The organism is Chromobacterium sphagni (assembly GCF_001855555.1).
GTDB lineage: Bacteria > Pseudomonadota > Gammaproteobacteria > Burkholderiales > Chromobacteriaceae > Chromobacterium > Chromobacterium sphagni.
In genome coordinates this window covers 740,845-762,386 of record NZ_MKCT01000001.1, presented here as the reverse complement: position 1 = coordinate 762,386, position 21,542 = coordinate 740,845, and the positions used below count along the sequence as shown (strand labels likewise).

General features: G+C 64.7%; 23 protein-coding genes. 10 read left to right on the top strand and 13 right to left on the bottom strand.

The features are described from left to right. Positions 1-7 precede the first annotated feature (7 nt). Entirely contained in the window at positions 8-946 is a 939-nt protein-coding gene (locus tag BI344_RS03660; protein ID WP_071111567.1) for an alpha/beta hydrolase, read from the bottom strand. A 96-nt stretch (positions 947-1,042) separates the two neighbouring features. Beyond that, positions 1,043-1,918 (bottom strand): HD domain-containing phosphohydrolase, encoded by an 876-nt coding sequence (locus BI344_RS03655; RefSeq protein ID WP_071111566.1) that lies wholly within the window; start codon positions 1,916-1,918, stop codon positions 1,043-1,045. A gap of 251 nt (positions 1,919-2,169) precedes the next feature. On the opposite strand from BI344_RS03655, the gene BI344_RS03650 reads away from it, so the two are divergent. From BI344_RS03650 to BI344_RS03640, 3 genes are all read left to right on the top strand, one after another. Further along, on the top strand, positions 2,170-3,522 hold the full coding sequence (locus tag BI344_RS03650) for an SGNH/GDSL hydrolase family protein (RefSeq protein WP_241499247.1): 1,353 nt from the start codon (positions 2,170-2,172) through the stop codon (positions 3,520-3,522). 115 nt (positions 3,523-3,637) lie between these two features. Then, a complete protein-coding gene (locus BI344_RS03645; protein WP_071112057.1) occupies positions 3,638-4,651 on the top strand; it encodes a class I SAM-dependent rRNA methyltransferase in 1,014 nt (337 codons plus the stop codon). 240 nt (positions 4,652-4,891) lie between these two features. Continuing rightward, positions 4,892-6,226, top strand: coding sequence for an SGNH/GDSL hydrolase family protein (locus tag BI344_RS03640; protein WP_083370051.1), 1,335 nt, complete (start codon positions 4,892-4,894; stop codon positions 6,224-6,226). Between the two features lie 89 nt (positions 6,227-6,315). On the opposite strand, the gene BI344_RS03635 is transcribed toward BI344_RS03640, so the two are convergent. Further along, positions 6,316-7,107, bottom strand: coding sequence for an inositol monophosphatase family protein (locus tag BI344_RS03635; RefSeq protein WP_071111565.1), 792 nt, complete (start codon positions 7,105-7,107; stop codon positions 6,316-6,318). Between the two features lie 102 nt (positions 7,108-7,209). On the opposite strand from BI344_RS03635, the gene BI344_RS03630 reads away from it, so the two are divergent. Further along, on the top strand, positions 7,210-7,935 hold the full coding sequence (locus BI344_RS03630) for a 16S rRNA (uracil(1498)-N(3))-methyltransferase (RefSeq protein WP_071111564.1): 726 nt from the start codon (positions 7,210-7,212) through the stop codon (positions 7,933-7,935). 16 nt (positions 7,936-7,951) lie between these two features. Here BI344_RS03630 and BI344_RS03625 read toward each other — a convergent pair whose 3' ends face one another. Next, positions 7,952-9,166 carry an HD-GYP domain-containing protein gene (locus BI344_RS03625; protein ID WP_071111563.1) on the bottom strand — a complete coding sequence of 405 codons (1,215 nt, stop codon included), beginning with the start codon at positions 9,164-9,166 and terminating at the stop codon, positions 7,952-7,954. Positions 9,167-9,191: 25 nt separating this feature from the next. On the opposite strand from BI344_RS03625, the gene BI344_RS03620 reads away from it, so the two are divergent. The 4 genes from BI344_RS03620 to BI344_RS03605 all read left to right on the top strand — a co-directional run bounded on the left by BI344_RS03620 (position 9,192) and on the right by BI344_RS03605 (position 12,477). Further along, a complete protein-coding gene (locus BI344_RS03620) occupies positions 9,192-9,569 on the top strand; it encodes a hypothetical protein (protein WP_071111562.1) in 378 nt (125 codons plus the stop codon). A gap of 55 nt (positions 9,570-9,624) precedes the next feature. Then, on the top strand, positions 9,625-10,545 hold the full coding sequence (gene pyrB / locus BI344_RS03615; RefSeq protein ID WP_071111561.1) for an aspartate carbamoyltransferase: 921 nt from the start codon (positions 9,625-9,627) through the stop codon (positions 10,543-10,545). Between the two features lie 22 nt (positions 10,546-10,567). Next, entirely contained in the window at positions 10,568-11,026 is a 459-nt protein-coding gene (gene pyrI, locus BI344_RS03610; RefSeq protein ID WP_043575102.1) for an aspartate carbamoyltransferase regulatory subunit, read from the top strand. A 173-nt stretch (positions 11,027-11,199) separates the two neighbouring features. Then, positions 11,200-12,477 (top strand): chloride channel protein, encoded by a 1,278-nt coding sequence (locus BI344_RS03605; protein WP_071111560.1) that lies wholly within the window; start codon positions 11,200-11,202, stop codon positions 12,475-12,477. Here BI344_RS03605 and BI344_RS03600 read toward each other — a convergent pair. The 3 genes from BI344_RS03600 to BI344_RS03590 all read right to left on the bottom strand — a co-directional run bounded on the left by BI344_RS03600 (position 12,464) and on the right by BI344_RS03590 (position 14,811). Further along, positions 12,464-12,988, bottom strand: a complete 525-nt coding sequence (locus tag BI344_RS03600; protein WP_071111559.1) for a GNAT family N-acetyltransferase — start codon at positions 12,986-12,988, stop codon at positions 12,464-12,466. The two genes, BI344_RS03605 and BI344_RS03600, sit on opposite strands and share 14 nt — an antisense overlap. A gap of 63 nt (positions 12,989-13,051) precedes the next feature. Then, a complete protein-coding gene (locus tag BI344_RS03595; protein ID WP_071111558.1) occupies positions 13,052-13,939 on the bottom strand; it encodes an NYN domain-containing protein in 888 nt (295 codons plus the stop codon). A 53-nt stretch (positions 13,940-13,992) separates the two neighbouring features. Beyond that, positions 13,993-14,811, bottom strand: a complete 819-nt coding sequence (locus BI344_RS03590) for a substrate-binding periplasmic protein (RefSeq protein ID WP_071111557.1) — start codon at positions 14,809-14,811, stop codon at positions 13,993-13,995. Between the two features lie 109 nt (positions 14,812-14,920). Between BI344_RS03590 and BI344_RS03585 the strand changes: the two genes are divergently transcribed. Continuing rightward, the gene (locus BI344_RS03585; protein WP_071111556.1) at positions 14,921-15,142 is read left to right on the top strand and encodes a hypothetical protein; all 222 of its coding nucleotides are present in this window, start codon (positions 14,921-14,923) and stop codon (positions 15,140-15,142) included. 1 nt (position 15,143) lies between these two features. Here BI344_RS03585 and BI344_RS03580 read toward each other — a convergent pair whose 3' ends face one another. The 6 genes from BI344_RS03580 to BI344_RS03555 form a co-directional block, all read right to left on the bottom strand. Continuing rightward, positions 15,144-15,686 carry a DUF2059 domain-containing protein gene (locus BI344_RS03580; protein ID WP_071111555.1) on the bottom strand — a complete coding sequence of 181 codons (543 nt, stop codon included), beginning with the start codon at positions 15,684-15,686 and terminating at the stop codon, positions 15,144-15,146. An 85-nt stretch (positions 15,687-15,771) separates the two neighbouring features. Beyond that, entirely contained in the window at positions 15,772-16,719 is a 948-nt protein-coding gene (locus tag BI344_RS03575; protein WP_071111554.1) for a substrate-binding domain-containing protein, read from the bottom strand. 31 nt (positions 16,720-16,750) lie between these two features. Beyond that, positions 16,751-17,341: an alpha/beta hydrolase gene (locus BI344_RS03570; RefSeq protein ID WP_071111553.1), complete on the bottom strand. Its 591-nt coding sequence runs from the start codon at positions 17,339-17,341 to the stop codon at positions 16,751-16,753. Between the two features lie 108 nt (positions 17,342-17,449). Continuing rightward, positions 17,450-17,947, bottom strand: a complete 498-nt coding sequence (locus BI344_RS03565) for a YgjP-like metallopeptidase domain-containing protein (RefSeq protein ID WP_071111552.1) — start codon at positions 17,945-17,947, stop codon at positions 17,450-17,452. A gap of 524 nt (positions 17,948-18,471) precedes the next feature. Next, the gene (locus BI344_RS03560) at positions 18,472-19,008 is read right to left on the bottom strand and encodes a YaeQ family protein (RefSeq protein ID WP_071111551.1); all 537 of its coding nucleotides are present in this window, start codon (positions 19,006-19,008) and stop codon (positions 18,472-18,474) included. 89 nt (positions 19,009-19,097) lie between these two features. Next, positions 19,098-19,790: an MliC family protein gene (locus BI344_RS03555; RefSeq protein WP_071111550.1), complete on the bottom strand. Its 693-nt coding sequence runs from the start codon at positions 19,788-19,790 to the stop codon at positions 19,098-19,100. 222 nt (positions 19,791-20,012) lie between these two features. Between BI344_RS03555 and BI344_RS03550 the strand changes: the two genes are divergently transcribed. Next, positions 20,013-21,419, top strand: a complete 1,407-nt coding sequence (locus BI344_RS03550) for a DEAD/DEAH box helicase (protein ID WP_071111549.1) — start codon at positions 20,013-20,015, stop codon at positions 21,417-21,419. Positions 21,420-21,542 lie beyond the last annotated feature (123 nt).

Below are 21,542 nucleotides of genomic sequence, written 5' to 3'. Positions count from 1 at the left end.
GCAGGCGTCATCTGGCGTTGAGGAAGGCGCTGATGCGGCGGTAAACCAGGCCGCATACCTCCGGCACCAGCGCCTCCATATTGAGGAAGGCGTGCATCTGGTCGTCCAGATGCAGTTGTTCCACCGCCACTCCCGCCGCCTTCAGCCGCGCGCCGTACTGCAGGCCTTGATCGCGCAGCAGATCGCGCCCGGCGGTGATCACCAGCGTGGCGGGCAAGCGCGGGCTGAGTTCCCAATGCAGCGGCGATGCCTGGTGGCGGTCTTCCGCGTGCTGGAAGTACTGGTCGAAATACCATGCGGTGCGGCTGGTGGTCAGGAAGTAGCCGTCGCCGTTCTCCGCTACCGACGGCTGGGTCAGCGTGTAGTCGACGCAGGGGTAGATCAGCACCTGGCGGTTGATGTCCAGCGAGGCGTCGTATTGAGCCTTGCCGCTCAGACTGGCGCATAGCGCGCCGCCTGCCGAGTCGCCGACCAGCGCCAGGCGCCTGAGGTAAGGCAGGCGCCGTTCGTCCAGCATCCCCCATATTCCCTTGACCACGCAGGCGGCGTCATTCAGGCCGGCCGGATAGGGATTCTCCGGCGCCAGCCGGTATTCCGCGGCCACCACGATATGGCGGCTGGCCTGGGCCAGCCGGCGGCAGATCGGATCGTAGACGCTGACGCTGCCCGCCATATGACCGCCGCCATGCAGGAAAACCAGCGCCGGCAGCGCCTGCTGTGGTTCCGGATGATAGATGCGCACCGGCACGCTGTATTCGCGGCCGGCCACCAAGTCTTCGTTGACCCAGGCGATGGGCGGCCCGGCGGGAACCTGCTGGAGGGTCAACTCGGCCAGCGCTTCGCGCGCGCCGATGGCGGTGGCCTTGTAGCCGGTGTCGATCTTCTGCTGGAGGACGCGGTTGAACTCGGCGAGCCAGGGGCGCAGATTGGGATGGAGTGTGTGCATGGTCTGCCTCTGCTGTGCAGTCGCGTGGGACATCCTCAAATTAGACCATTGACATTCATGTGGCAATCACTATGACCTGTTTGCGGGTCATCGCGCTCAGCCGAACAGCAGATCCAGCAGTCCCGGCTTGCTGCGGCTGCGCAGCTGGTGGCTGCCGAGCAACAGGTCGTCGATCAGGCTGCTGTCGGCGTGCGGCTGCCTGGCCCGCACCGGGTCGCTGAGGCCGGTGGGGCTGAGCGACAGTTTGCCGCCGTTCCGGTTTAACCGGTAGCCGCTGGCGCAGCTGGGACAGAAGATATCCTCTCCGTCCGCCACGCTGCCGGGCACCGCGATGATGGGGCCGCAGGCGGCGCAATTCTGCATGGGAATGCCGGGCTCGCTGTGCCCCAGCACATGGTCCAGCCGCCCGCGCTGCCCCAGCTGGATGAAGCGGCTGCCCAGCTCGTGATCGAACTGGCTGCCCAGCTTGTCCTGCAGGATGGCCAGCGCCTGGATCATCGGCATCCCCTTGCGATAGGGACGGGTGCTGGTCATCGCGTCGAAGGCGTCGGTGAGGCCGACGATGCGCGCCACCAGCGGGATGGCTTTGCCGGCGAGCCGCTGCGGGTAGCCGTTGCCGTCCGGGGTTTCGTGGTGGCATAGCACCGCGTCCATCACCAGTTCCGCCAACGGATGGTCTTTCAGCAGTTCGGCTCCTACCCTGGGATGGGTCTTGATCACCGCGTATTCGGCATCGTTGAGTTTGTCCGGCTTGTTCAGCACCGCGTCGGGCACGCCTATCTTGCCCAGGTCGTGCAGGAAGCCGCCCAGCGCGATGCGCTCCACTTCCGGCTGCGGCAGGTGCAGCTCTTCGGCCAGCAGATAGCTGTAGCGCGACACGCGCCACAGGTGGCCGCCGGTATAGGCATCGCGCGCCTCGACCAGCATGGCCATCGTGTACAGGGTTTTCAGCAGTTCGCGGCTGGGTTGCATGGCGTCCTCGCAGGCGGATGGCGGGTGGCGGCTATTTCAATATGGCATATGCGGGGCAAAACGCGCGCAGGCCGCCCCCGGCTTGCTGCGCTGGCGATAACGCGACAATAAATCGAGCGTTTAATCTAATTTTTACCGTAACGTCATGATTTGCCATATACAAATTTCATATTCTCTTCTTAATGTTGGCGTTACGCGTCATTTAGTCGGGCGCGTAGTCGTTCCATTACACACAATCAGGAGGAGAACGCATGAAATCATGGTTGCTGTTGGGCTTGACCCTGTCCTCGCTGGCGGTTGCCGGCAACGATGCCGGCCAGCCGGATCCGCGCTACGGCCATATCCTGTCGCCGTCCGGCCCGCTCAGCCGCGAGCAGCTGCTCAAGCAGGGCCTGCCCAAGGCCAAGCTGAACGCCGCGCGCGTCAGCGCCGCCGCGGCGCCGGGGCCGTCCACCTACACCTATCTGCGCTGCTACTACCGCACCGGCAGCGGCAACACCCAGCCGACCACCGACTATGTCTGGGGGCTGAATCCGTCCAGCGGCGACTACTACCGGCTGAACGGCCATTGGTGGTCCAGCAGCATCCTGGACTGGAAGAACATGTTCTACAGCGACGCGACCCAGGACGCGCTGCGCTCGATCTGCCAGGGCACGCTGGCCAAGAAGGGCATCAACCAGGCGCCGGCGATGGTGTTCGCCGCCGACAACGCCATGTCCTTCAACTACACGGTGTGGACCAACGATGTGGCCGGCCAGGGCGGCGGCATCAACAAGATCATCGCCTTCGGCGACAGCCTGTCGGACAACCAGAACGTGTTCAACGCCTCGCAGTGGACGTTGCCCAACCGCAACAGCTGGTATATCGGCCATTTCAGCAACGGTCCGGTGTGGGTGGAATACCTGGCCGCGCGTTTGCAGCTGCCGATGTACAACTGGGCGATAGGCGGCGCCGGCGTCAGCACGCAGAAGCTGGTGATCCCGGGCGTGGTGCAGCAGGTGCAGTCCTGGCAGCAGTACATGCAGCAGGCGCCCAACTACAACCCGGCCACCACGCTGTTCACGATGTGGATAGGCGGCAACGACCTGGTCAACTACGGCAGCACGCCGGACAAGGTGATCGCCGGCCAGCAGCAGGCGCTGACCAGCCTGATCGGCGCCGGCGCGCGCAACATCCTGCTGCTGAAGCTGCCTGACGTGTCGCGTGCGCCGGTGTACCAGCTCAAGGGCGGCGCATCGACCGTGGCGGCGCAGGTGCTGGACTACAATCAGAAGCTGGACGCGCTGGCGGCCTCCCTGCAACAGCAGTACGGCGTGAACATCCGCGTGTTCGACAGCTACGCGCTGTTCAACGATGTGCTGACCAATCCGGCCAAGTACCAAGTGGCCAACACCACCCAGTCCTGCCTCAACATCAACACCGATTCGGCGCTGAACTACATGCAGAGCCAGTCGCCGCGCAGCAACTGCGGCAACGCCGACAGCTTCGTGTTCTGGGACACGCTGCACCCGACCACCCATACCCACATGCTGCTGGGCAACGCGGTGGCCGACTTCCTGAACGCCTCCGGCAACGTGCTGCCGGCGTTGAAGAAGCTGCGTTAAGGCCATGAAGCAGGGCGGCGCGCTTGGTGCGCCGCCCTTCAGGGCTTACAATCCGGTTTTTACCGGCCGCGCGCATATTCCCGCGGCCCGGCCTGGAACCGAACCGAAAGTCCCCATGTCCACCCTGACCGAACTCCTCAGCCGCGCTACCGCGGCGCGCGCCGAATTGCTAGTGCGCCTGGCCGCCGAAGACACCAACTGTTACCGCCTGTTTCACGGCAGCGTGGAAGGCGTGTCCGGCCTCACCGTAGACCGCTACGGCGAACAGATCCTGGTGCAGAGCTTCCACAAGCCGCTGAGCGAGGAAGAGCTGGCCGAAGTCCGCGGCTACTACCAAGCGACGCTGCCCGAGCTGGCGCTGGTTTACAACGACCGCAGCGAAGCCAATTCGCGCATCCGCAACGCGCTGCCGCTGGCGGAGCAAGCGGTGGCCGAGCAGGACGTCGCCATTCGCGAAAACGGCGTGTCCTTCGTCTATCAGGCCCGCCACAAGGGGCAGGATCCCTGGTTGTTCCTCGACTTGCGCGCCGCGCGCCGCCGCGTGATGCAGCTGTCCGCCGGCAAGAGCGTGCTCAATTTGTTTGCCTATACCTGCGGCGTCGGCGTGGCGGCTGCCAAGGCAGGCGCCAGCTTTGTGCTGAACGTCGATTTTTCCGAGTCCAGCCTCAGCGTCGGCCGCGCCAACGCCAAGCTCAACCTGGTGACCACCCGCCCGCGCTGCCTGCACAGCGATGTGTTCGCCGCGCTGCGCCAGCTGTCCGGCATCGGCCAGGCGGAGCGGGTGCGCGGCAAGAAGATGCCGCCCTTCCCCAAGCTGGAGGCGCGCCAGTTCGACCTGGTGTTCCTCGACCCGCCGCGCTACTCCAAGAGCCCGTTCGGCGTGGTGGATCTGGTCAACGATTATCAGGCGCTGTTCAAGCCGGCGCTGCTGACCACCGCGGTCGGCGGCATGCTGGTTTGTTGCAATAATGTTGCAGAAGTGGACGGCGAAGCCTGGTTGGAGTCGCTGAAGCGCAGCGCGGTGAAGGCCGGCCGCGAGGTGCGTTCCGCCGAGTGGATCGTCCCCGACGCCGATTTCCCCAGCGGCGACGGCAAACCCCCGCTGAAGACAGTCCTGCTGCACGTTTGAGACGCATTCTTATTTACAAAGCTGCTACAAAACCGCCCCAGAACCGGGCGGTTTTTTTATGCATTGATACCGTGCAGTACCTTATTTAATCCGTTAAATTGTTTAAAATTAACGTTTTATTTTAAATATATTTGCTTGGTATGATAATTGACACGGATGCCCCGCGCCAGGCCGGCAAGCTGCCGACGCCGGCGATGAGAGAGCGATCCCGTTGATAAAAACAAGGTACCGGGTGAATACATGAAAACAAGCATCATTTTGTCCCTGCTGCTGGGGGCGCTGGCGGCGGACCAGGCCTTGGCGCTGGCGGAGCAGCCGCCTAGCGACGAGCTGGACGGCGTGATCTCGGCCGGCAAGCCGCTATCCGACAACGAGGCGCGCGCCGCCGGGGGCCAGGCCAAGCCGCAGCCGGGCAGCGCCACCTACACCTATCTGCGTTGCCATTACCGGCTGGACGCCGCGGCCAACAAGCCGCAGACCAGCTATGTCTGGGCCACCGATCCCGGCTCCGGCGACTACTATCGGCTGAATGGCTACTGGTGGTCGGACAGCATCGTCGCGCTGAAGAACATGTTCTACAGCGACGTCGGCCAGGATCAGCTGCGCTCGGTCTGCCAGCAGACGCTGGCCAAGCAGGGCATCGCCAAGCCGCTGGCGCTGGTGGCGGCCGCCAACAACTTCTTGTCATACAACCACACGGTATGGACGCTGGACAGCGCCAGCCAGAGCGCTGGCGTCAACAAGCTGATCGTGTTCGGCGACAGCCTGTCCGACACCCAGAACATGTACGGCGCCACGCAATGGAAGCTGCCCACCGCCAAGAGCTGGTATCTCGGCCGCTTCAGCAACGGTCCGGTATGGGTGGAGTATCTGGCCCAGCAGCTCAGGCTGCCGCTCTATAACTGGGCGATAGGCGGCTCTGCCGCCGATCAGCATCTGGTGGTGCCGGGCCTGTTGCAGCAGGTGGAGTCGTGGCGGCAGTACATGCAGAAGGCGCCAGGCTACCGGCCGGAGAACACGCTGTTCACCATGCTGATCGGCGGCAACGACCTGCTGAACTACGGCCGCAGCGTGGAGCAGGTGATCGCCGATCAGGGCAAGGCGCTGGAGCAGGTGATAGCCAACGGCGGGCGCAATATCGTGGTGCTGAACCTGCCCGACTTGTCGCGCACGCCGTCCGGCGGCGCCGGCGGCAAGACGGCGCAACTGGCGCAGCAGGTGAAGGCTTACAACGCCAAGCTGGCGCTGCTGGTGTCGTCCCTGCAGCAGAAGCACGGCGCCAGCCTCAAGCTCAAGCTGTTCGACGCCTACTCGATGTTCAACGACCTGCTGGGCAATCCGGCCAAGTACCAGATGGGCAATGCCACGCTGCCATGCCTGAACGTGGCGGTCAACGCCAGCCTGCCTTACATCTCGGCGCAGACGCCGCGGGCGGAGTGCGCCAACGCCGACGCTTTCGTGTTCTGGGACAATCTGCACCCGACCAGCCACACTCATCTGCTGCTGGGACAGTTCGTCGCCGATTTCGTCCGCGGCCAGGGCTACGCCCTGCCGGCGATGGCGCGCAAACGCTAAGCGCCGGGTGGGCGGCATGGCCGCAGTCGGTCAATGGAATGGGGCCAGAATGGGCCCCGTTCCTTTTTGCCAAGCCGCCATGGCCGGGTTTATTGGTTGGCGCGCACCCAGCGGTGCCACTGGCCGAACAGCTCCGGGGTGATGGCCGCGATCACCGAGCGCTTCCACACCACGTCGCTCCAGTAGTCGTCGCTGTTCAGGCTGGCGATGCGGCCGCCGGCCTCTTCCAGGATCACCGCGCCGGCGGCGTAGTCCCACAGGCGCTGGCCGCCGTGCAGGTAGAGGTCGTAGCGGCCGGCGGCGAGGAAGCACCAGTCCAGGGTGCTGGAGCCCATATTGCGCTGGCTGCCGCACGGCGCCAGGCTGCCCAGGCGGGCGGCCAGCTTGCCGGAGCGCAGGTATTTCACCTCGACGCTGGCGATGGCGTCGCCTATGCAGTTGTGTATGGTCTTCAGTGGCAGGCGGCGGCCGTTCATCCAGGCGCCCAGTCCGCGGCGGGCGTAGAACATTTCGTCCGACACCGGGTTGTAGATCACGCCCAGCTCGCTCTTGCCATCCACCATCAATCCCACCGAAATGGCGAAATACGGCAGGCCGTTGACGAAGTTGGTGGTGCCGTCTATCGGGTCCACCACCCACAGGCCGCCGGCGTTGGCCGACCACAGCGCGTCCTGCTCTTCGCGGTCCATTTCCTCGCCTAGCACCGGGTGCGGCAGGATTTCCGGCAGGCTGCGCTGCAGCGCCTGCTGGCAGGCGAGGTCGGCCTCGGTGAACAGGGTGCCGTCTTCCTTGCGGCTTTTGCCGACGTGCAAAAAGCGCGGCATCACCTCGCGGGCGGCCACTTCGCGCACCAGCTGCATAACCTGTTCGAGCACCTGCATCCTGTTTCTCCTGCGGGTTTGCGTCGTCGCGACGCAAAAGCGGTTTGCCGAATGGAGCAAACCTAGCAAAATACCGGTATCAACAGCGACTTTCAATATCCGATGCCAAGGTTTTATTTAGATGCCGATCTTCAGGTCGGCCAGCAACTGTCCCTACCCGATGCTGTGGTGCGTCATGTCCAAGTATTGCGGCTGAATGCCGGCGACGCCATCACCTTGTTCAACGGCAAGGGCGGCGAGTACCAGGCCACCCTCAACTCGGTGCAGAAGCGCGACGCCCAGTGTCTGATCGAGCACTGCGACCAGGTTTCACGTGAAACGCCGTTGTGGCTGGGGCTGGCCCAGGGGATTTCCAGCGGCGACAAGATGGAGTTCACGCTGCAGAAAGGCGTGGAGATGGGCGTCAGCCAATTCCAGCCGCTGGCCGCCGGCCGTTCGGTGGTGAAGCTGTCCGGCGAGCGCGCCGACAAGCGGGTGGCGCGCTGGCAGGAGATCGTCATCTCCGCCTGCGAGCAGAGCGGGCGCAACACCATTCCGCAGGTGTTGCCCATTCTGACGCTGAATGAGTGGCTGGCGCAGCCGCAGCAGGTCGACATCCGGCTGATTCTGTCGCCGCGCGGCGACCGGAGTCTGGCCGAATTGTCGGCGAAGCCAGTCCGCAGCTGGCTGATGGTGGGCCCGGAGGGCGGTTTTTCTGGCCTGGAGGAGGATGCTGCGTTGGCTGCCGGCTGGACGCCGCTGAGGCTGGGGCCGCGCATCCTGCGCACCGAAACCGCCGCGCTGGCGGCGGTGGCGGCGATGCAGGCGGTATGGGGGGACTACCGGTAGAGCGTCGCACCACGTCTTACAGAAAGCGCAGCGGGTCGATCTTCCATTTCTCCGGCACCTCGTGTTTGACGATCTTGTCGCCGCCGCCATGCCCCATCCGCCGCGACAGATCGACCACCTCGGGCGGAATGTAGCTATTGCTCTTGATGCTGAAGAACACCTTCACCTTGGGCGCGATCAGATTGTTCTCGTTCTGCTCGATCACCACGCCCAGCCGGCCGCTTTCCAGCCGCACCAGGGTGCCGATCGGATAGATGCCGATGGCGCGCATGAAGGCCTGCACCAGTTCGGGGTTGAAGTGGAATTTCGACCACTCGTAGATCTTGCGCAGCGCGTCGGTGGGAGGCATGCCTTTGTGATAGCAGCGGTTGGAGGTGAGGGCGTCGTAGACGTCGACGATGGCGGCCATCTGTCCCAGTTGCGAGATTTCCTCGCCCTTCAGGCCGGCGGGGTAGCCGCTGCCGTCGTGGCGCTCGTGGTGCTGCGCCGCCACCAGCACCGCGGTTTCCGAGATGCCCTGGGTGGCCAGTAATATCTGCTTGCTTTCCACCACATGGCATTTCATCACCGCGAATTCCTGCTCGGTCAGCTTGCCCGGCTTGTTGAGGATGGTGTCCGGCACCTTCATCTTGCCGATGTCGTGCAGCATGCCGCCGATGCCGGCATGGTGTATCACTTCCTTGCTCATGCCCATCGCGTTGCAGAAGCTGACCATCAGCGCGCCGACGCTGACCGAGTGCTGGAAGGTGTAGTTGTCCTTGTCCTTGATCCGGCACAGCGACAGCAGCGCGCCGCCGTTGCGCAGGATCGAGCCGGTGAGCTTTTCCACCTGCGGCTCCACCTGATCCAGCACCATCTGCTTGCCCAGTCGCACATCCTGCAGGATGTCGCGCACGATCTGGTTGGCCTCGCTGTGGATCAGCTGGGCGCGGCCGAATTCCTCGCCGGCTTCCACCTGGCGCGGGGCGATGGTTTTCCGGCTGGCGATTTCGCGCAGTTCGTTTTCAAGCTGCTTGCGCACCTCGCCTTCGGTGGGGGCCGATGGCAGGTCCAGCCCCTTGCGGGTATCGATGTAGACTTCGTGGATGCCGGCGTCGACTATCTTCTCTATTTCGCCTTCGTTGCCGACCAGAAACCGGTTCACCAGAAAAGGATGGGACATCCAGTCGCAATTGAGGTCGTGGATGTACATGCCGACCTTGAGGTCGCTGACGTCTATGCACTTGATCATTACGCTAATTCAGGAAAGCCCGGCAGTGAAACCAGCCAGCCGGCGGATAGGCAGCTTGGCGGCATTCAGGCCGAAGAGGATTGCGGTGGAACAACGCCTGGTTTTCTACAAGCATCAGCCGCAGCCGGGGGATTTTCAAGGAACGATCGCCGGGGGCGGCCAATCCGCCGCGCCGGTCCGGCCGATCCGGACAGGCGGATATTTTCGCAAAGCATGCGCCGGCCATCTTGCCCTGCAGGGGCGGATCGGGATATATTCCCGCAGTTTTGTTCGGAACACGGTAATGAACCAGGCAGCACGACAGCGCGACGGCAACAGCGGCACCTGCAGGGGTGGCGTGGCGGCGTTGCCGTTCGGAGCCGCCGTTCCCGAAGATCCCGTATTCCAGAAAAAAAGCCCCTGACGCCAGGGGCTTTTTTTTCGTCCGTCACCAGCCTGCCAATATGAGGAAAGCGACCATGGCCAATCCACTGTACCGGAAACACATCATCTCCATCCCTGACTTCAGCCGCGAAGAACTGGAACTGGTGGTGGATACCGCCAGTCGCCTGAAACAGAACCCGCGCAACGACCTGCTGCAGGGCCGGCTGGTGGCCAGCTGCTTCTTCGAGCCCTCCACCCGCACCCGGCTGTCGTTCGAGACCGCGGTGCAGCGCCTGGGCGGCAATATCATCGGCTTCGCCGACGGCGGCAATACCAGCGCCAAGAAGGGCGAGACGCTGGCCGATTCGATCAAGATCATCAGCTCTTACACCGACGCGGTGGTGATGCGCCATCCCAAGGAGGGCGCGGCGCGGCTGGCCAGCGAATTCTCGGCGGTGCCGGTGATCAACGGCGGCGATGGCTCCAACCAGCATCCCACCCAGACCCTGCTCGACCTGTTCACCATCCGCGAGACCCAAGGCCGGCTGCAGGGCCTGTCGGTGGCCTTCGCCGGCGACCTCAAGTACGGGCGCACCGTGCACTCGCTGGCGCAGGCCTTGTCGCTGTTCGGCGCGCGCTTCTACTTCGTGGCGCCGGAGGCGCTGGCGATGCCGGACTACATCTGCGAGGAGCTGGACGAAAAGGGCGTCGAATACACGGTGGTGGACAGCCTGGAGGCGGTGATCCCGGAAGTGGACATCCTGTACATGACCCGCGTGCAGCGCGAGCGCTTCGACGAGGCCGAGTTCAAGAAGATCCAGGGCAAGTTCGCGTTGCGCGCCGAGATGCTGAAGAATGCCCGCCCCGGCATGAAAGTGTTGCACCCGCTGCCGCGGGTGGACGAGATCGCGGTGGACGTCGACGCCACGCGGCACGCCTATTATTTCGAGCAGGCCAAGAACGGCGTGTTCGCGCGCCAGGCGCTGTTGTCGCTGGTACTGAACGAAACCGTCTAATCAGGCAAGGAAGGACAAGATCATGCAATACACCCGCACCGTAGAAGCGCTGAAGCAAGGCACCGTGATCGACCACATTCCGGCCGGGCAGGGCGTGAAGATTCTGCGCCTGTTCAAGCTCACCGAAACCGGCGAGCGCGTCACTGTCGGCCTCAACCTGGTCAGCCGCCACATGGGCAGCAAGGACATCATCAAGGTGGAGAACGTGGCGCTGACCGAGGAGCAGGCCAACGAGCTGGCGCTATTCGCACCAAAGGCGACAGTGAACGTCATCGACAACTTCGAAGTGGTAAAAAAGCATAAATTGACACTGCCGGACGCAGTGGAAGGCATTTTCTCCTGCCCTAATTCCAATTGCATTTCGCATAATGAGCCAGTGACGAGCTTTTTCTACGTCAAAACCCTGGCGCATGACACAAAAATGAAGTGCAAGTATTGCGAAAAGGTGTTCAGTAGGGATATTGTTGCAGAGGTGCGCTGAGTCGTACAAAGGGTGAGAATAGAGATATATCAAGAAAAACACTGCGTTCGACAGTGGCAGTAAAACGGAGAGGCGCCGCAGGCAACTGCGGCGCTTTTCATTTGCTGCGACGCCCGGCTCTGCTAGGCTTGTTTACCTAGGCTGCCGCGACAGCGCAGAAGACCATCCACACCATGCACTCCTTGCCCAAGCGCCATCCCCATGTCCTCAATCTACTGCTGGCCGCCGCCTGCGGCATGCTGGGCGCATTGCTGGTGCTGTGCTTCCAGAGCGCGCTGCACGGCATTGAGCATCTGCTGACCGGACACAGCGGCAGCCTGGTCGGCATCGCACGCCAGTTGCCGCCCTGGCAGCGGGCGCTGGCGCCGGTGGTGGGTGGCCTGCTGGCCGGCGCGGTGTTGGAGCAGGGGCGGCATCTGCTGCGTGGCTCGGCCAGCGGCGACTACCTGGAGGCAGTGCGGGTGGGCGACGGTCATCTGGCCTTGCGCCGCACGCTGGTCAACAGCCTGTCTTCGCTGGCCACCGTGGCCTCCGGCGGCTCCATCGGCCGCGAAGGCGCGATGGTGGCGCTGTCGGCCCAGGGCGGCTCGCTGCTGAGCCGTTTCGTGCCGATGACGCTCCCCGCCCGGCGCTTGCTGGTGGCCTGCGGCATCGCCGCCGGCTGGGCGGCGGCCTACCATGCGCCGTTGTCGGCGGTGGTGTTCGTCTGCGAGGTGGTGTGGCGGCGGCTGGACTGGCGCGCGTTGCCGGCGCTGCTGCTGGCAGCGTTGACCGCCAGTCTCACGGTAGACCACCTGTTCGGCCTGCAACCCCTGTACCGCCCCGCGTCCTTGCCGGCGGCGGATCATCTGGCGCTGGCCGGTTACTGCCTACTGGCGCTGGCCCTGGGCGCCTGCTCGCCCTTGTTCCTGAAATGGATGGAGTTGGGCCGCGCGGCCTTCGCCCGGCTGCCGCTGCGCCTGCCGCTCAGGATGGCGCTGGGCGGCGCGGTGGTGGGAGGCCTGGCCTGGTTCTGGCCGCAGATGTGGGGCAACGGCTACAGCACGGTGTCCTGGCTGCTGCAGGCCGAGCCGGCCTGGCAACTGGTGCTGATCCTGCTGCTGTGCAAGCTGTGCGCCACCGCTGCCACCAGCGGTTCCGGCGCGGTTGGCGGCATTTTCACGCCGATGCTGTTCGCCGGCGCGGCCGGCGGCGCGCTGGCCGGGCAACTGCTGAACTTGCTGCTGCCCGGCTGGCTGCCGCTGGGCGGGGCGGTAATGGTGGGGATGGCGGCTTTTCTGGCTGCGACCGCGCAGGCGCCCCTGCTGGCCATCCTGATGCTGATGGAACTGACCGCTGCCTGGCATATGCTGCCGCCGGTGGCTTTGGCGGCGTTGTTGGCGGCGCGCATCGGCCGCCGTCTGGGCGGCCGCGCGCTATACCAGGACGAGGCTGCGCTCAGGCGCCGCTAGCGGGGCCGCTGCTGGCGTCGCCGTCGATGAAGCGCTGCAGGTAGACCAGATCCAGCCAGCGACCGAACTTGAATCCCACCTGGGGCAGCCTGCCCACCTGCGCGAAGCCCAGTTTCTCATGAAAGCGGATAGAGCCCTCATTGTCCGCATCCACCGCGCCCAGCATGGTGTGCTTGCCCAGCGCTTGGGCGCGCGGAAACAGCGCCTGCACCAGCGCGGTGCCTATGCCCTTGCCGCGGGCATCGGCCGCCAGGTGCACGCTGTGCTCCACGGTGAAGCGGTAGCCGGGACGCGGGCGGAAGTCGCTGAAACTGGAAAAGCCCAGCACGCGGCCGTTTTCCTCGGCCAGCAGCACCGGGCAGCCGGCGGCGGTGCGGTCCTGGAACCATACCGCGAACTCGCCGGCCGACAGCGGATCGTCGTTGTAGACGGCGGTGGTGGTGGCGATCACTTCGTTGTAAATATCGAGGATCGCGGCCAGGTCTTCCAAATTGGCATCACGAATCTGCATGATCTGTCCTTGCATCGGGTCGTTGGGCCTAGGGTCAAGGCCGAAGCAAATACCGTACCAGCTTCAGCCGGCGGGCGTCGCCTTCTTGCGCGGGCTGCGCTTCTTGCGCAGCGGCGCGGGCGGCGGCTCTTCTGCCGGCGGCGCCGCTTCCGGCGCGGGCGCGGCGATCTCCTGTTGGGCGTGGTCCGCCTCGTGTTTCAGGCGGATCTCGCTGTGCAGCTTGGAGCCGTTGCGGTTTTCCTGCACCGACAGGAAATCCAGCTTCTTCACCATTTGCGACAGCCGGCTGTGGCCCCAGTTGCGCGGGTCGAACGAGGGATCGTTCTTGGCCAGGTAGGAGCCCACCGCCGACAGCTCGGCCCAGCCGCTGTCGCGCGACACGGCCTCTATCGCCGAGGTGAACATGTCCTGCAGCGGATGGCGCTCGCGCTGCGGCAGAACCTTGGCGCGGGAGCGGCTGGCGCGGGCCTTGGGCCGGTCGGACGGCGCTTCCGGCTTGGCCTTGGCGGGCTGGGCCGGACGCAGGATCTCGGTGAAGACGAATTTGTCGCAGGCGGCGATGAAGGGGCGCGGAGTCTTGGACTGCTCGCCCAGGCCGATCACCATCAGGCCGGCCTCGCGCAGCCGGGTGGCCAGGCGGGTGAAGTCGCTGTCGGAGGACACCAGGCAGAAGCCGTCGAAATTGCCGGTGTACAGCAGGTCCATCGCGTCGATGATCAGCGCCGAGTCGGTGGAATTCTTGCCCTTGGTGTAGGCGAACTGCTGGATCGGCGAGATGGCGTACTGGTGCAGCACTTCCTTCCAGCCCTTGAGCTGGGTGGTGGTCCAGTCGCCGTAGGCGCGCTTGACGACCGCGGTGCCGTATTTGGCCACTTCGGCCAACAACTCGGCGATCAGCGCCGACTGGGCATTGTCGGCATCTATCAATACCGCCAGTTTGCGGTTTTCCATTGCGTCTTTCGTGGTAGGCGACAGCACATGCTAAGCCGGGCTTTCCAGCGCTGTCAAAAAGAGGGCGGCACCGCTTGCGTGCGGGCGGCGTCCAGCGCGCGGTTGAGGATGCGGTCTATCTGGCCGTTGCGCTTCATTTCGCCCAGCGCCTGGTTGAGCTGCCTGACGAAATCCTGCTTGTAGGGAAAGCGGCCCTGGTCGCGGTCGGTGAAGCCGACATAGCCCTGCTCCTCCGACACGCCGACCGCCTCCTGCAGGGCGCCTGGGATGTAGAGGCGCTGCTGCTGCAGCCGCGCCAGCTCCAGCTGGATTGCCAGCTTGTCGTTGAGGTAGCAGTCCAGATGGCCGCGGATGAGCTTGAGCAGGTTGGTGCGGGCGTCGGCGGCCTCCTCCAGGTTGATTTGTCCCTGGCCGATCAGGGCCCAGAACGCGTCGCCGCCGGGGCGGAAGCCGGAGTTGTTGCCGAAGCGCAGGCCGCGGTAGTCGTCCGGCCAGCGTTTCCGCGGCGTTTGCAGGACTTCCGCCCGGCAGTAGACCACCACCTGCTCGTTCAGCATCGGCACAGAATACGGCTGCATATAGGGCCGTTCGCGTGGACGGTAGTAGGGCGGCGACAGCGCCAGCGCGCGGCCATTCTCCACTTCGGCCAGACCGCGCTTCCACGGCACCGGCTTCAGTTCGATCTGGTAGCCGCGCAGCCGGCTGGCCGCGGCGCGCAGGATGTCGTTGTAAATGCCTTGCGCCTGGCCGCCGGCCTCGTAGGAATAAGGCGGGTAGCCGTTGTCGGTCAGGATGGTGACGGTCTGGACATCGGCCGCCGCCCAGGCCGGCAGCAGGAGGAAGAGGATGTGGCAAGCATCGGACAACCGCATGGCATCAGGCTGGTGAGGAGACGATATACCCGTTATAGCCGCTGGCTGATCCGGCGGATGGCACGGCTTTTGCGTAATGGGGGATAAATCGACCGGCCAGGGGAAAGTCATGAAAACGCAAGCGATGGCGCCAGCGAAAACCAGCGAGATGGTGGTATTCAATTATCGTCGGCCGGTGCGGGCGCGGCGGGTCGAGCTGCAGGGCGGCAGCGGCTTGTGGCTGGTGGAGATGCTGGACCGGCAGTGCCAGGTCTGGGTGTGGCAGGACGAGTGGGCCGGGGCCGACGCCGCGCTGGAGCGCGCGCGCCGGCTCAGCCTGATGCTGGATTAGCTTATTTCTTGGCGATGGTCTTGCCGTAGGTTTCGGCCGCGGCCTCCATCTTGGGCAACAGGGTCTTTTCGGCGTTCTTCAGCGTCTCGCCGGCAATGGCGTCGCCGATTTGCGGCTGCTGTTTCAGCAGCTTCTGGCCGGCCGGGGTCTTGTAGAAGGCGTTGATCTGCTTCAGCTCGTCGGCGCTGAACTGGGCGCTGATATTTTTCGTCACGGTTTGCTCGAACTGCTGCTTGACGGCGGCCGAGCCGAAGTAGTCGGCAGCCAGCTTGTGGATACCGTCCATATAGCCCTTCAGGCCGGCCTGGGCTTTTTTCTGCTGGGCGGCATTGAGCTGGATCTTGTTCTTGCCGATGTAGTTCTGCAGCAGCAGCGGGCCGCTGGCGGTAGTCCGTTCGACCAGCGCGGGCAGCATGTTGTTGATGTTGAGCGTGGCGGCCAGTTCCTTGGCTCCGGCATCCTGGGCGGCGTCGGCATGCGCCAGCAGCGGCAGGGTGAGCAGCAGGGCGGCGAGGCTGGCCTTGAGCGGGCGGGAAGCAAACATGGCAAATCCTTTGATCTGGTGAAAGATATCGGATCGGCAGTGTGACACCCCATACCGCTCAGGTCAAAGCGGAAACTTCGGTTTTTCAGCGTTTTCCGGGTGAAATCTGGCGGCTTTGCCAGCCTTGGTAGCTGGACAGGTTGGCGCGGGAGACCAGGACGACCGGCACCGTCACCAGGCGTTTGCCGATGTCGCCCTGCCGCAGCCGCTGGCCCAGCAGCACGGCTTCGCGGCCGATCAGATAGGGCGACTGGCTGGCCGAGGCGACGATCTGGCCCGGTTGTCGCAACGCGTGCTCGATATCGGGCGAGCCGTCCACCGCGCCGATGATGGTCCGGCGGCGCCCGCCGGCGCGCAGCGCCTTTTCGGCGCCCAGCGCTTGGCGGTCGTTGGTGGCGAACACCGCGTCGATGCGCGGGTAGCGTTTTAGATCCTGCTGCATCACGCGTTGGCCGCCCAGGCTGGAGCCCATGGCATTGGATTGGTCGTTCAGCACGCGGATGCCGGGATAGGCGGCCAGGGCGGCCAGGCAGCCGGCGATGCGGTCGCTGACCGAGGTGACCGGCGGTCCGCCCTGAATCAGCAGCGCGCCTTTGCCCCCCAGTTGCTGAGCCAGGTAGCGGCAGGCGATCTCGCCGGCCTGGCGGTTGTCCGATTTCACCGTGCCGTCCACCTCCGGCGCGTCCACATCCACAGCGACCACCGTGATGCCGGCGGCGCGCGCTTGCCGCACCTGCGGGGCGATGGCCCGGCTGTCCACCGCGCCCAGCAGGATCAGGTCGACTTTCTGCGCGATCAGCTGGCGCATCTGCTGTTGCTGCCGCGACAGCGTGAAGTTGGCGGACAGCGAGCTGACCTGCACGGAGGGATTCAGGCTGTGGGCGGCCTGTATCGCGCCGCGCGCCAGCGCCTGGTAGAAGGGATTGTCCAGCGCGCCGACCAAGATGCCCATGCTGGCGGGGCCGGCCGCCAGACCGGATGGGCTGCATAGCAGCAGGGAGCCGTAGAGAAGCGTGTTGAGGGCGGCGCGCATGGCATACCGGTAGCGGCGGAAATGCTTCAGTCTAGACCATCGTCGGCGCGGCGGCGGCCGACTCCAGCCGGCTGAGCGCCCGGCCGGCCAGTTGGCGCAGCAGTGGCCAGCCTTCCTCCCACTGGCTGTGGCCGGAGTCGACATTGATATGGCCGGCGTGCTGCAGCCAGGTGATGGGCGTTTGCCAGTAGCCGGCCAGCCGCGCCGCGCGCGCGGTTTTGCAGAAGGGGTCGTTGCTGCTGGCGATGATTCTGGCCGGGAAGGACAGCGGCCGGCGGGGCACCGGCGCGAAGTTCATCAGTTCGGCCGGCGCGAATGGCCGTTCGACATCGGCGGGCGCCACCAGCAGCGCTCCAGCGATGCGCTCGGGATGACGCTGGGCATAGTGCGCCACCGTGACGCAACCCAGGCTGTGGGCGATCACCAGCGCTGGCCGGCGGCAGCGCGACAGGGCGTCATCCAGGCCGTCCAGCCAGTCTTCCAGCTGCGGTTGCGTCCAATCGGCGTTGTCCACCCGGCGCGCGCCCAGCCGTCGCTGCCAGTGGCTTTGCCAATGTCCGGGGCCGGAATTGTTCCAGCCGGGCTGGATGATGAGGTCGAAGGGCTGCAGCGAGGCGAACATGTCGGACTTCCGCTAGGGGGATGGCCTGAACTGTAGCGCGGGGAGAATAGTATTAAAAATAATATGGAATTGTTTTGTTATTCTTTTGGATAATAAAAGCGCGGGGATTCAAGCTGTTTCCAGCTCGCGCCAGCTCAGCCACAGCCGCAGGTCGAATTCCAGCTGGTGGTAGTCGGGCAGCATGTGGCAGCACAGTTGGTAGAAGGCCTTGTCGTGGTCGCGCTCCTTCAGGTGCGCCAGTTCGTGCACCACGATCATCTGCAGGAAGGGCAGCGGCAGCTCGCGGAACAGCGCGGCGATGCGGATTTCGCTTTTGCTCTTGAGCTTGCCGCCCTGCACCCGCGAGACCAGGGTGTTGGTGCCCAGCGTGCCTTTCAGCGGATGTTGCTGGTTGTCGTACAGCACCTTGGCCGGCAGCGGGGCGTTCTTCAGGTAGCGTTGCTTGATGGCCGCGACAAACTGGTACAGCGCCTTGTCGGTCTGCACTTCGTTGGCGTCGGGATACTTGCGCCGCAGCCACGGGCCCAACTGGCCGGCGTCCAGCAGCGCCTGGGCCTGTTGCACCAGGGCCGGCGGGTAGTGCAGCAGGTATTTGAGTGTGGACATGGGTGTATTGTAATGCGGCGGCGCGGATCAGAGTTGTCGCCGAGCAAGCAGGTTTCAGAGCAGGCGGGCCGGGTTGCGCCATGCCATGCCATGCGTTGCGCACCGCCATGGCCCAGGAGCAGGCCGGCGTGTCGGTTCCCATGTTTTCAATCTGCACGCCGCCCAACGCTTGGTAGAGGCGGCAGGCGGCAGTGTTCTGTTGATACACTCACGATAAAGCGGCCTGCCCGGCGCGGCGCGCTTCGGCGGCGGCTGCCGCCATCAAGCAGACGAAGCCGACCGGATGGTCCTGCCAGCAGGCCAGCCGCACCCAGCACGTTTGCGGCGCGGCGAAGCGCCGCCGCCACAGCGCCAGTCTTTCCGCCGGAGCCAGGCGGTCCTGTTAGTCGTCCGGAAAAATGCCGCGGTAGCTGCTCTGCCAACTGGCGGCATGGATGGCGGCCAGGCATCGCCGGCCTGCGCGATTCTCAAGCTCAATGGCTGCTGCATGGTCCGTTTGCATCCTGCTGCCAGGGTGGCGGCGCTTACTTCAGCCGCTGCGGTTCGAGCAGCACGGTGTGCTGCTCGTCGGCCAGCCACATCTGGCCGTCCTGGATGGTGATGTTCAGCTGCATGCTGCGCTGGGCCAGGCCGGTCAGCTGCTGCAGCGCCTCGCTGTCGATGCGGAACACTTCCAGCTTGTCCAGCCGCGACAGCTTGTTCTCGATCTGGCTCCACCACACTTCGCTGGCGCGGCCGCCATAGCTGTACAGGATCACCTTGTCGGAACGGCTGCAGGCCTTCTTCAGCCGCTTCTCGTCCGGCTCGCCCAGCTCCAGCCATAGTTCGATCTCGTCGGAATAGTTCTTTTGCCACAGCTCCGGTTCGTCGTCGGCGCTGAGGCCGCGGGTGAAGCTCAGCGTTTCGCTGGCGTTGAGCGCGAAAGCGGCGACGCGCAGCATCATCCGCTCCAGCGTCTCCGAGGGATGCTGGGCCAGGGTCAGCTGATGGCTGGCGTAATAGCCGCGGTCCATGTCGGACAGCGTCAGGGAGGCTTTGTAAATGGTGGCGGTCAGGGCCATGGCAGGATCTTCGTGAAGTCGGTCGGCCCGGCGCGGGGATGCGGCGCGGGCGACCGATTCTAACCGCAGGCGCGCTCAGGCGCCATGTTTCACGGCGTGGGCTGGCTGGTGCACTCCAGCGATTCGCCGCGCCAGTTGACGCTGGCGTCGCGGCCCTTGATCCAGAACTCCACGCCCTGGCCGACATAGCGCGCGCCGCTGCCGCTCAGGCCCTGGTGCACGATGACCAGGGTGTTGCCGCGCTCCAGTTTGGCGGTGGCCGGATGAGTGCGGTAGAAGGTGGCCAGGATGGTGGACGAGGGCTGGCCGCGGCATAGGTAGCGCAGCGGCGTCAGCGAAGGCGCCAGGCTCCAGGCCGCCTGCAGTTGCGAAATGCGCAGGATGTAGGCGTCGCCCAGGCACATGTGCGGGTCTTCGTTCTTCAGGCAGTCCTTCAGACTTTTTACCCAGCGTTTCTGTTCGCCGACCAGCTTGGCCTGGGCGCCGTTGCGGTTTTGTTCCGCCTGGCCCATCGCCTGGGTGTAGACTTTCTCCAGGCGGTTGTCGAGCCGGGTCAGGCCGTCGTCCTGGCAAACCATGCTTTCCACCATATTGGCGGGTTTGTCGCAATGGAAGTCGGTGGCCACCGGCGGCGGCGCGTCGCCATTTTCATCAACGGGTTTGCCTGTATCCGTCTGGACGCGGCCTGAGCCGGCCGCGTGCGACCGGTCGTTCCTGCCGGCCAGCGCCAGCGCGGGAAGCAGCAGCAGCAAGCCTATCAGCCTGAATGAGGCTATGGGCATATTCAATCCTCAAAAACGACAACATGGAGCGCGCCGGTGGGTGCGCCGGCTCTTTGGCGCGGGGCGGGGCGATGAGTTCCCATCCCCGGCGAATGCCTGTACACTGCGACGCTTCGTGCGAGTACCAGTCCCGCACGCCTTTCTCATCATCGAGTCCAACTTCTTTTTCCCGTCAGCCTGGATTGGTCGCAGTTCTGCGATAGGCCGTCGCAGGAGCATATTATGTCCGATCTTACCTTTGCCGACCTAGGCCTGGCAGACCCTTTGTTGCGCGCGGTCGCCGATACCGGTTATACCACGCCCACGCCCATCCAGGCTCAGGCCATTCCGCAAGTGCTGCAAGGCGGCGATCTGCTGGCCGCGGCCCAGACCGGCACCGGCAAGACCGCCGGTTTCACCCTGCCGCTGTTGCAGCTCTTGATGCGCTCGCCCAGCCACAAGGCCGGCCGTCCGCGCGCGCTGGTGCTGACCCCCACCCGCGAGCTGGCCGCCCAGGTGGAAGAGTCGGTACGTACTTATAGCAAATACCTGCCGCTGAAGTCGTTGGTGATGTTCGGCGGCGTCAACATCAATCCGCAGATCAAGGCGTTGCGCTCGTCGGTGGACATCTTGGTGGCGACGCCGGGCCGCCTGCTGGACCACGCCGGCCAGAAGACCATCGATTTGTCCGGCGTGGAAATCCTGGTGCTGGACGAAGCCGACCGCATGCTGGACATGGGCTTCATCCACGACATCAAGAAGGTGCTGGCGATGCTACCGGCCAAGCGGCAGAATCTGCTGTTCTCCGCCACTTTCTCCGACGAGATCAAGTCGCTGGCCGACCGCTTGCTGGACAACCCCAAGCTGGTGGAAGTGGCGCGCCGCAACACCACCAACGAGCTGGTGACCCAGAAGGTGCACCTGGTCGACCGCGATAAGAAGACCGACCTGTTGATCCATCTCATCCGCGAGCACAATTGGTTCCAGGTGCTGGTGTTCACCCGCACCAAGCACGGCGCCAACCGCCTGGCGGAAAAGCTGGACAAGATCGGCATCTCGGCCGCCGCCATCCACGGCAACAAGAGCCAGAACGCCCGCACTCGCGCGCTGGCCGACTTCAAGAGCGGCGAGTTGCAGGTGCTGGTGGCCACCGACATTGCCGCGCGCGGCCTGGACATCGACCAGCTGCCGCACGTGGTCAACTTCGAATTGCCCAATGTGGCGGAAGACTATGTGCACCGCATCGGCCGCACCGGCCGCGCCGGCACGCCGGGCGAAGCGTTGTCGCTGGTGTGCGTGGACGAGTTCAGCTTCCTGCGCGACATCGAGAAGATGATCAAGATGTCGATCGAGCGTTTCACCGTGCCCGGCTTCGAGGCCGACCTCAACGTCAAGCCGGAGCCGATCCCGATGGGCGGCGGCGCCCGTGGCCGCGGCCAGGGGCAAGGCCAGGGCCGTGGTGGCCAGGGTCGCAGCCAGCAGCCGCGCAACCCGGCTTCCAAGCCGCGCCACCAGACCGAAAGCAAGCCGGCCGGCCACGGCCACCGCGGCGCCGCCCAGGGCCAAGGCCAGGCGCGCCAGGAAGGCGCGCGTTCGCCCAAATCCTCGGCGCCGCGCGCCGCGCTGTTCAGCCCGCCTAAAAGCCGTTAAGCCAACGGTTTAAACGCAATGGGCCCGGTGTGAATTCCACCGGGCCCATTCGCATTGAAGCCTATCGCATTGCCGGTTATGCTCAGCGGAAAGACTGTCTGCAGCATATAAAACAACGGACGG

Excerpts from the sequence above, each read along its gene's own strand:
- BI344_RS03660 (WP_071111567.1), bottom strand. The coding sequence starts at position 946 with ATGCACACACTCCATCCCAATCTGCGCCCCTGGCTCGCCGAGTTCAAC.
- BI344_RS03655 (WP_071111566.1), bottom strand. The coding sequence starts at position 1,918 with ATGCAACCCAGCCGCGAACTGCTGAAAACCCTGTACACGATGGCCATG.
- BI344_RS03650 (WP_241499247.1), top strand. The coding sequence starts at position 2,170 with ATGAAATCATGGTTGCTGTTGGGCTTGACCCTGTCCTCGCTGGCGGTT.
- BI344_RS03645 (WP_071112057.1), top strand. The coding sequence starts at position 3,638 with ATGTCCACCCTGACCGAACTCCTCAGCCGCGCTACCGCGGCGCGCGCC.
- BI344_RS03640 (WP_083370051.1), top strand. The coding sequence starts at position 4,892 with ATGAAAACAAGCATCATTTTGTCCCTGCTGCTGGGGGCGCTGGCGGCG.
- BI344_RS03635 (WP_071111565.1), bottom strand. The coding sequence starts at position 7,107 with ATGCAGGTGCTCGAACAGGTTATGCAGCTGGTGCGCGAAGTGGCCGCC.
- BI344_RS03630 (WP_071111564.1), top strand. The coding sequence starts at position 7,210 with ATGCCAAGGTTTTATTTAGATGCCGATCTTCAGGTCGGCCAGCAACTG.
- BI344_RS03625 (WP_071111563.1), bottom strand. The coding sequence starts at position 9,166 with ATGATCAAGTGCATAGACGTCAGCGACCTCAAGGTCGGCATGTACATC.
- pyrB (WP_071111561.1), top strand. The coding sequence starts at position 9,625 with ATGGCCAATCCACTGTACCGGAAACACATCATCTCCATCCCTGACTTC.
- pyrI (WP_043575102.1), top strand. The coding sequence starts at position 10,568 with ATGCAATACACCCGCACCGTAGAAGCGCTGAAGCAAGGCACCGTGATC.
- BI344_RS03605 (WP_071111560.1), top strand. The coding sequence starts at position 11,200 with ATGCACTCCTTGCCCAAGCGCCATCCCCATGTCCTCAATCTACTGCTG.
- BI344_RS03600 (WP_071111559.1), bottom strand. The coding sequence starts at position 12,988 with ATGCAGATTCGTGATGCCAATTTGGAAGACCTGGCCGCGATCCTCGAT.
- BI344_RS03595 (WP_071111558.1), bottom strand. The coding sequence starts at position 13,939 with ATGGAAAACCGCAAACTGGCGGTATTGATAGATGCCGACAATGCCCAG.
- BI344_RS03590 (WP_071111557.1), bottom strand. The coding sequence starts at position 14,811 with ATGCGGTTGTCCGATGCTTGCCACATCCTCTTCCTCCTGCTGCCGGCC.
- BI344_RS03585 (WP_071111556.1), top strand. The coding sequence starts at position 14,921 with ATGAAAACGCAAGCGATGGCGCCAGCGAAAACCAGCGAGATGGTGGTA.
- BI344_RS03580 (WP_071111555.1), bottom strand. The coding sequence starts at position 15,686 with ATGTTTGCTTCCCGCCCGCTCAAGGCCAGCCTCGCCGCCCTGCTGCTC.
- BI344_RS03575 (WP_071111554.1), bottom strand. The coding sequence starts at position 16,719 with ATGCGCGCCGCCCTCAACACGCTTCTCTACGGCTCCCTGCTGCTATGC.
- BI344_RS03570 (WP_071111553.1), bottom strand. The coding sequence starts at position 17,341 with ATGTTCGCCTCGCTGCAGCCCTTCGACCTCATCATCCAGCCCGGCTGG.
- BI344_RS03565 (WP_071111552.1), bottom strand. The coding sequence starts at position 17,947 with ATGTCCACACTCAAATACCTGCTGCACTACCCGCCGGCCCTGGTGCAA.
- BI344_RS03560 (WP_071111551.1), bottom strand. The coding sequence starts at position 19,008 with ATGGCCCTGACCGCCACCATTTACAAAGCCTCCCTGACGCTGTCCGAC.
- BI344_RS03555 (WP_071111550.1), bottom strand. The coding sequence starts at position 19,790 with ATGCCCATAGCCTCATTCAGGCTGATAGGCTTGCTGCTGCTGCTTCCC.
- BI344_RS03550 (WP_071111549.1), top strand. The coding sequence starts at position 20,013 with ATGTCCGATCTTACCTTTGCCGACCTAGGCCTGGCAGACCCTTTGTTG.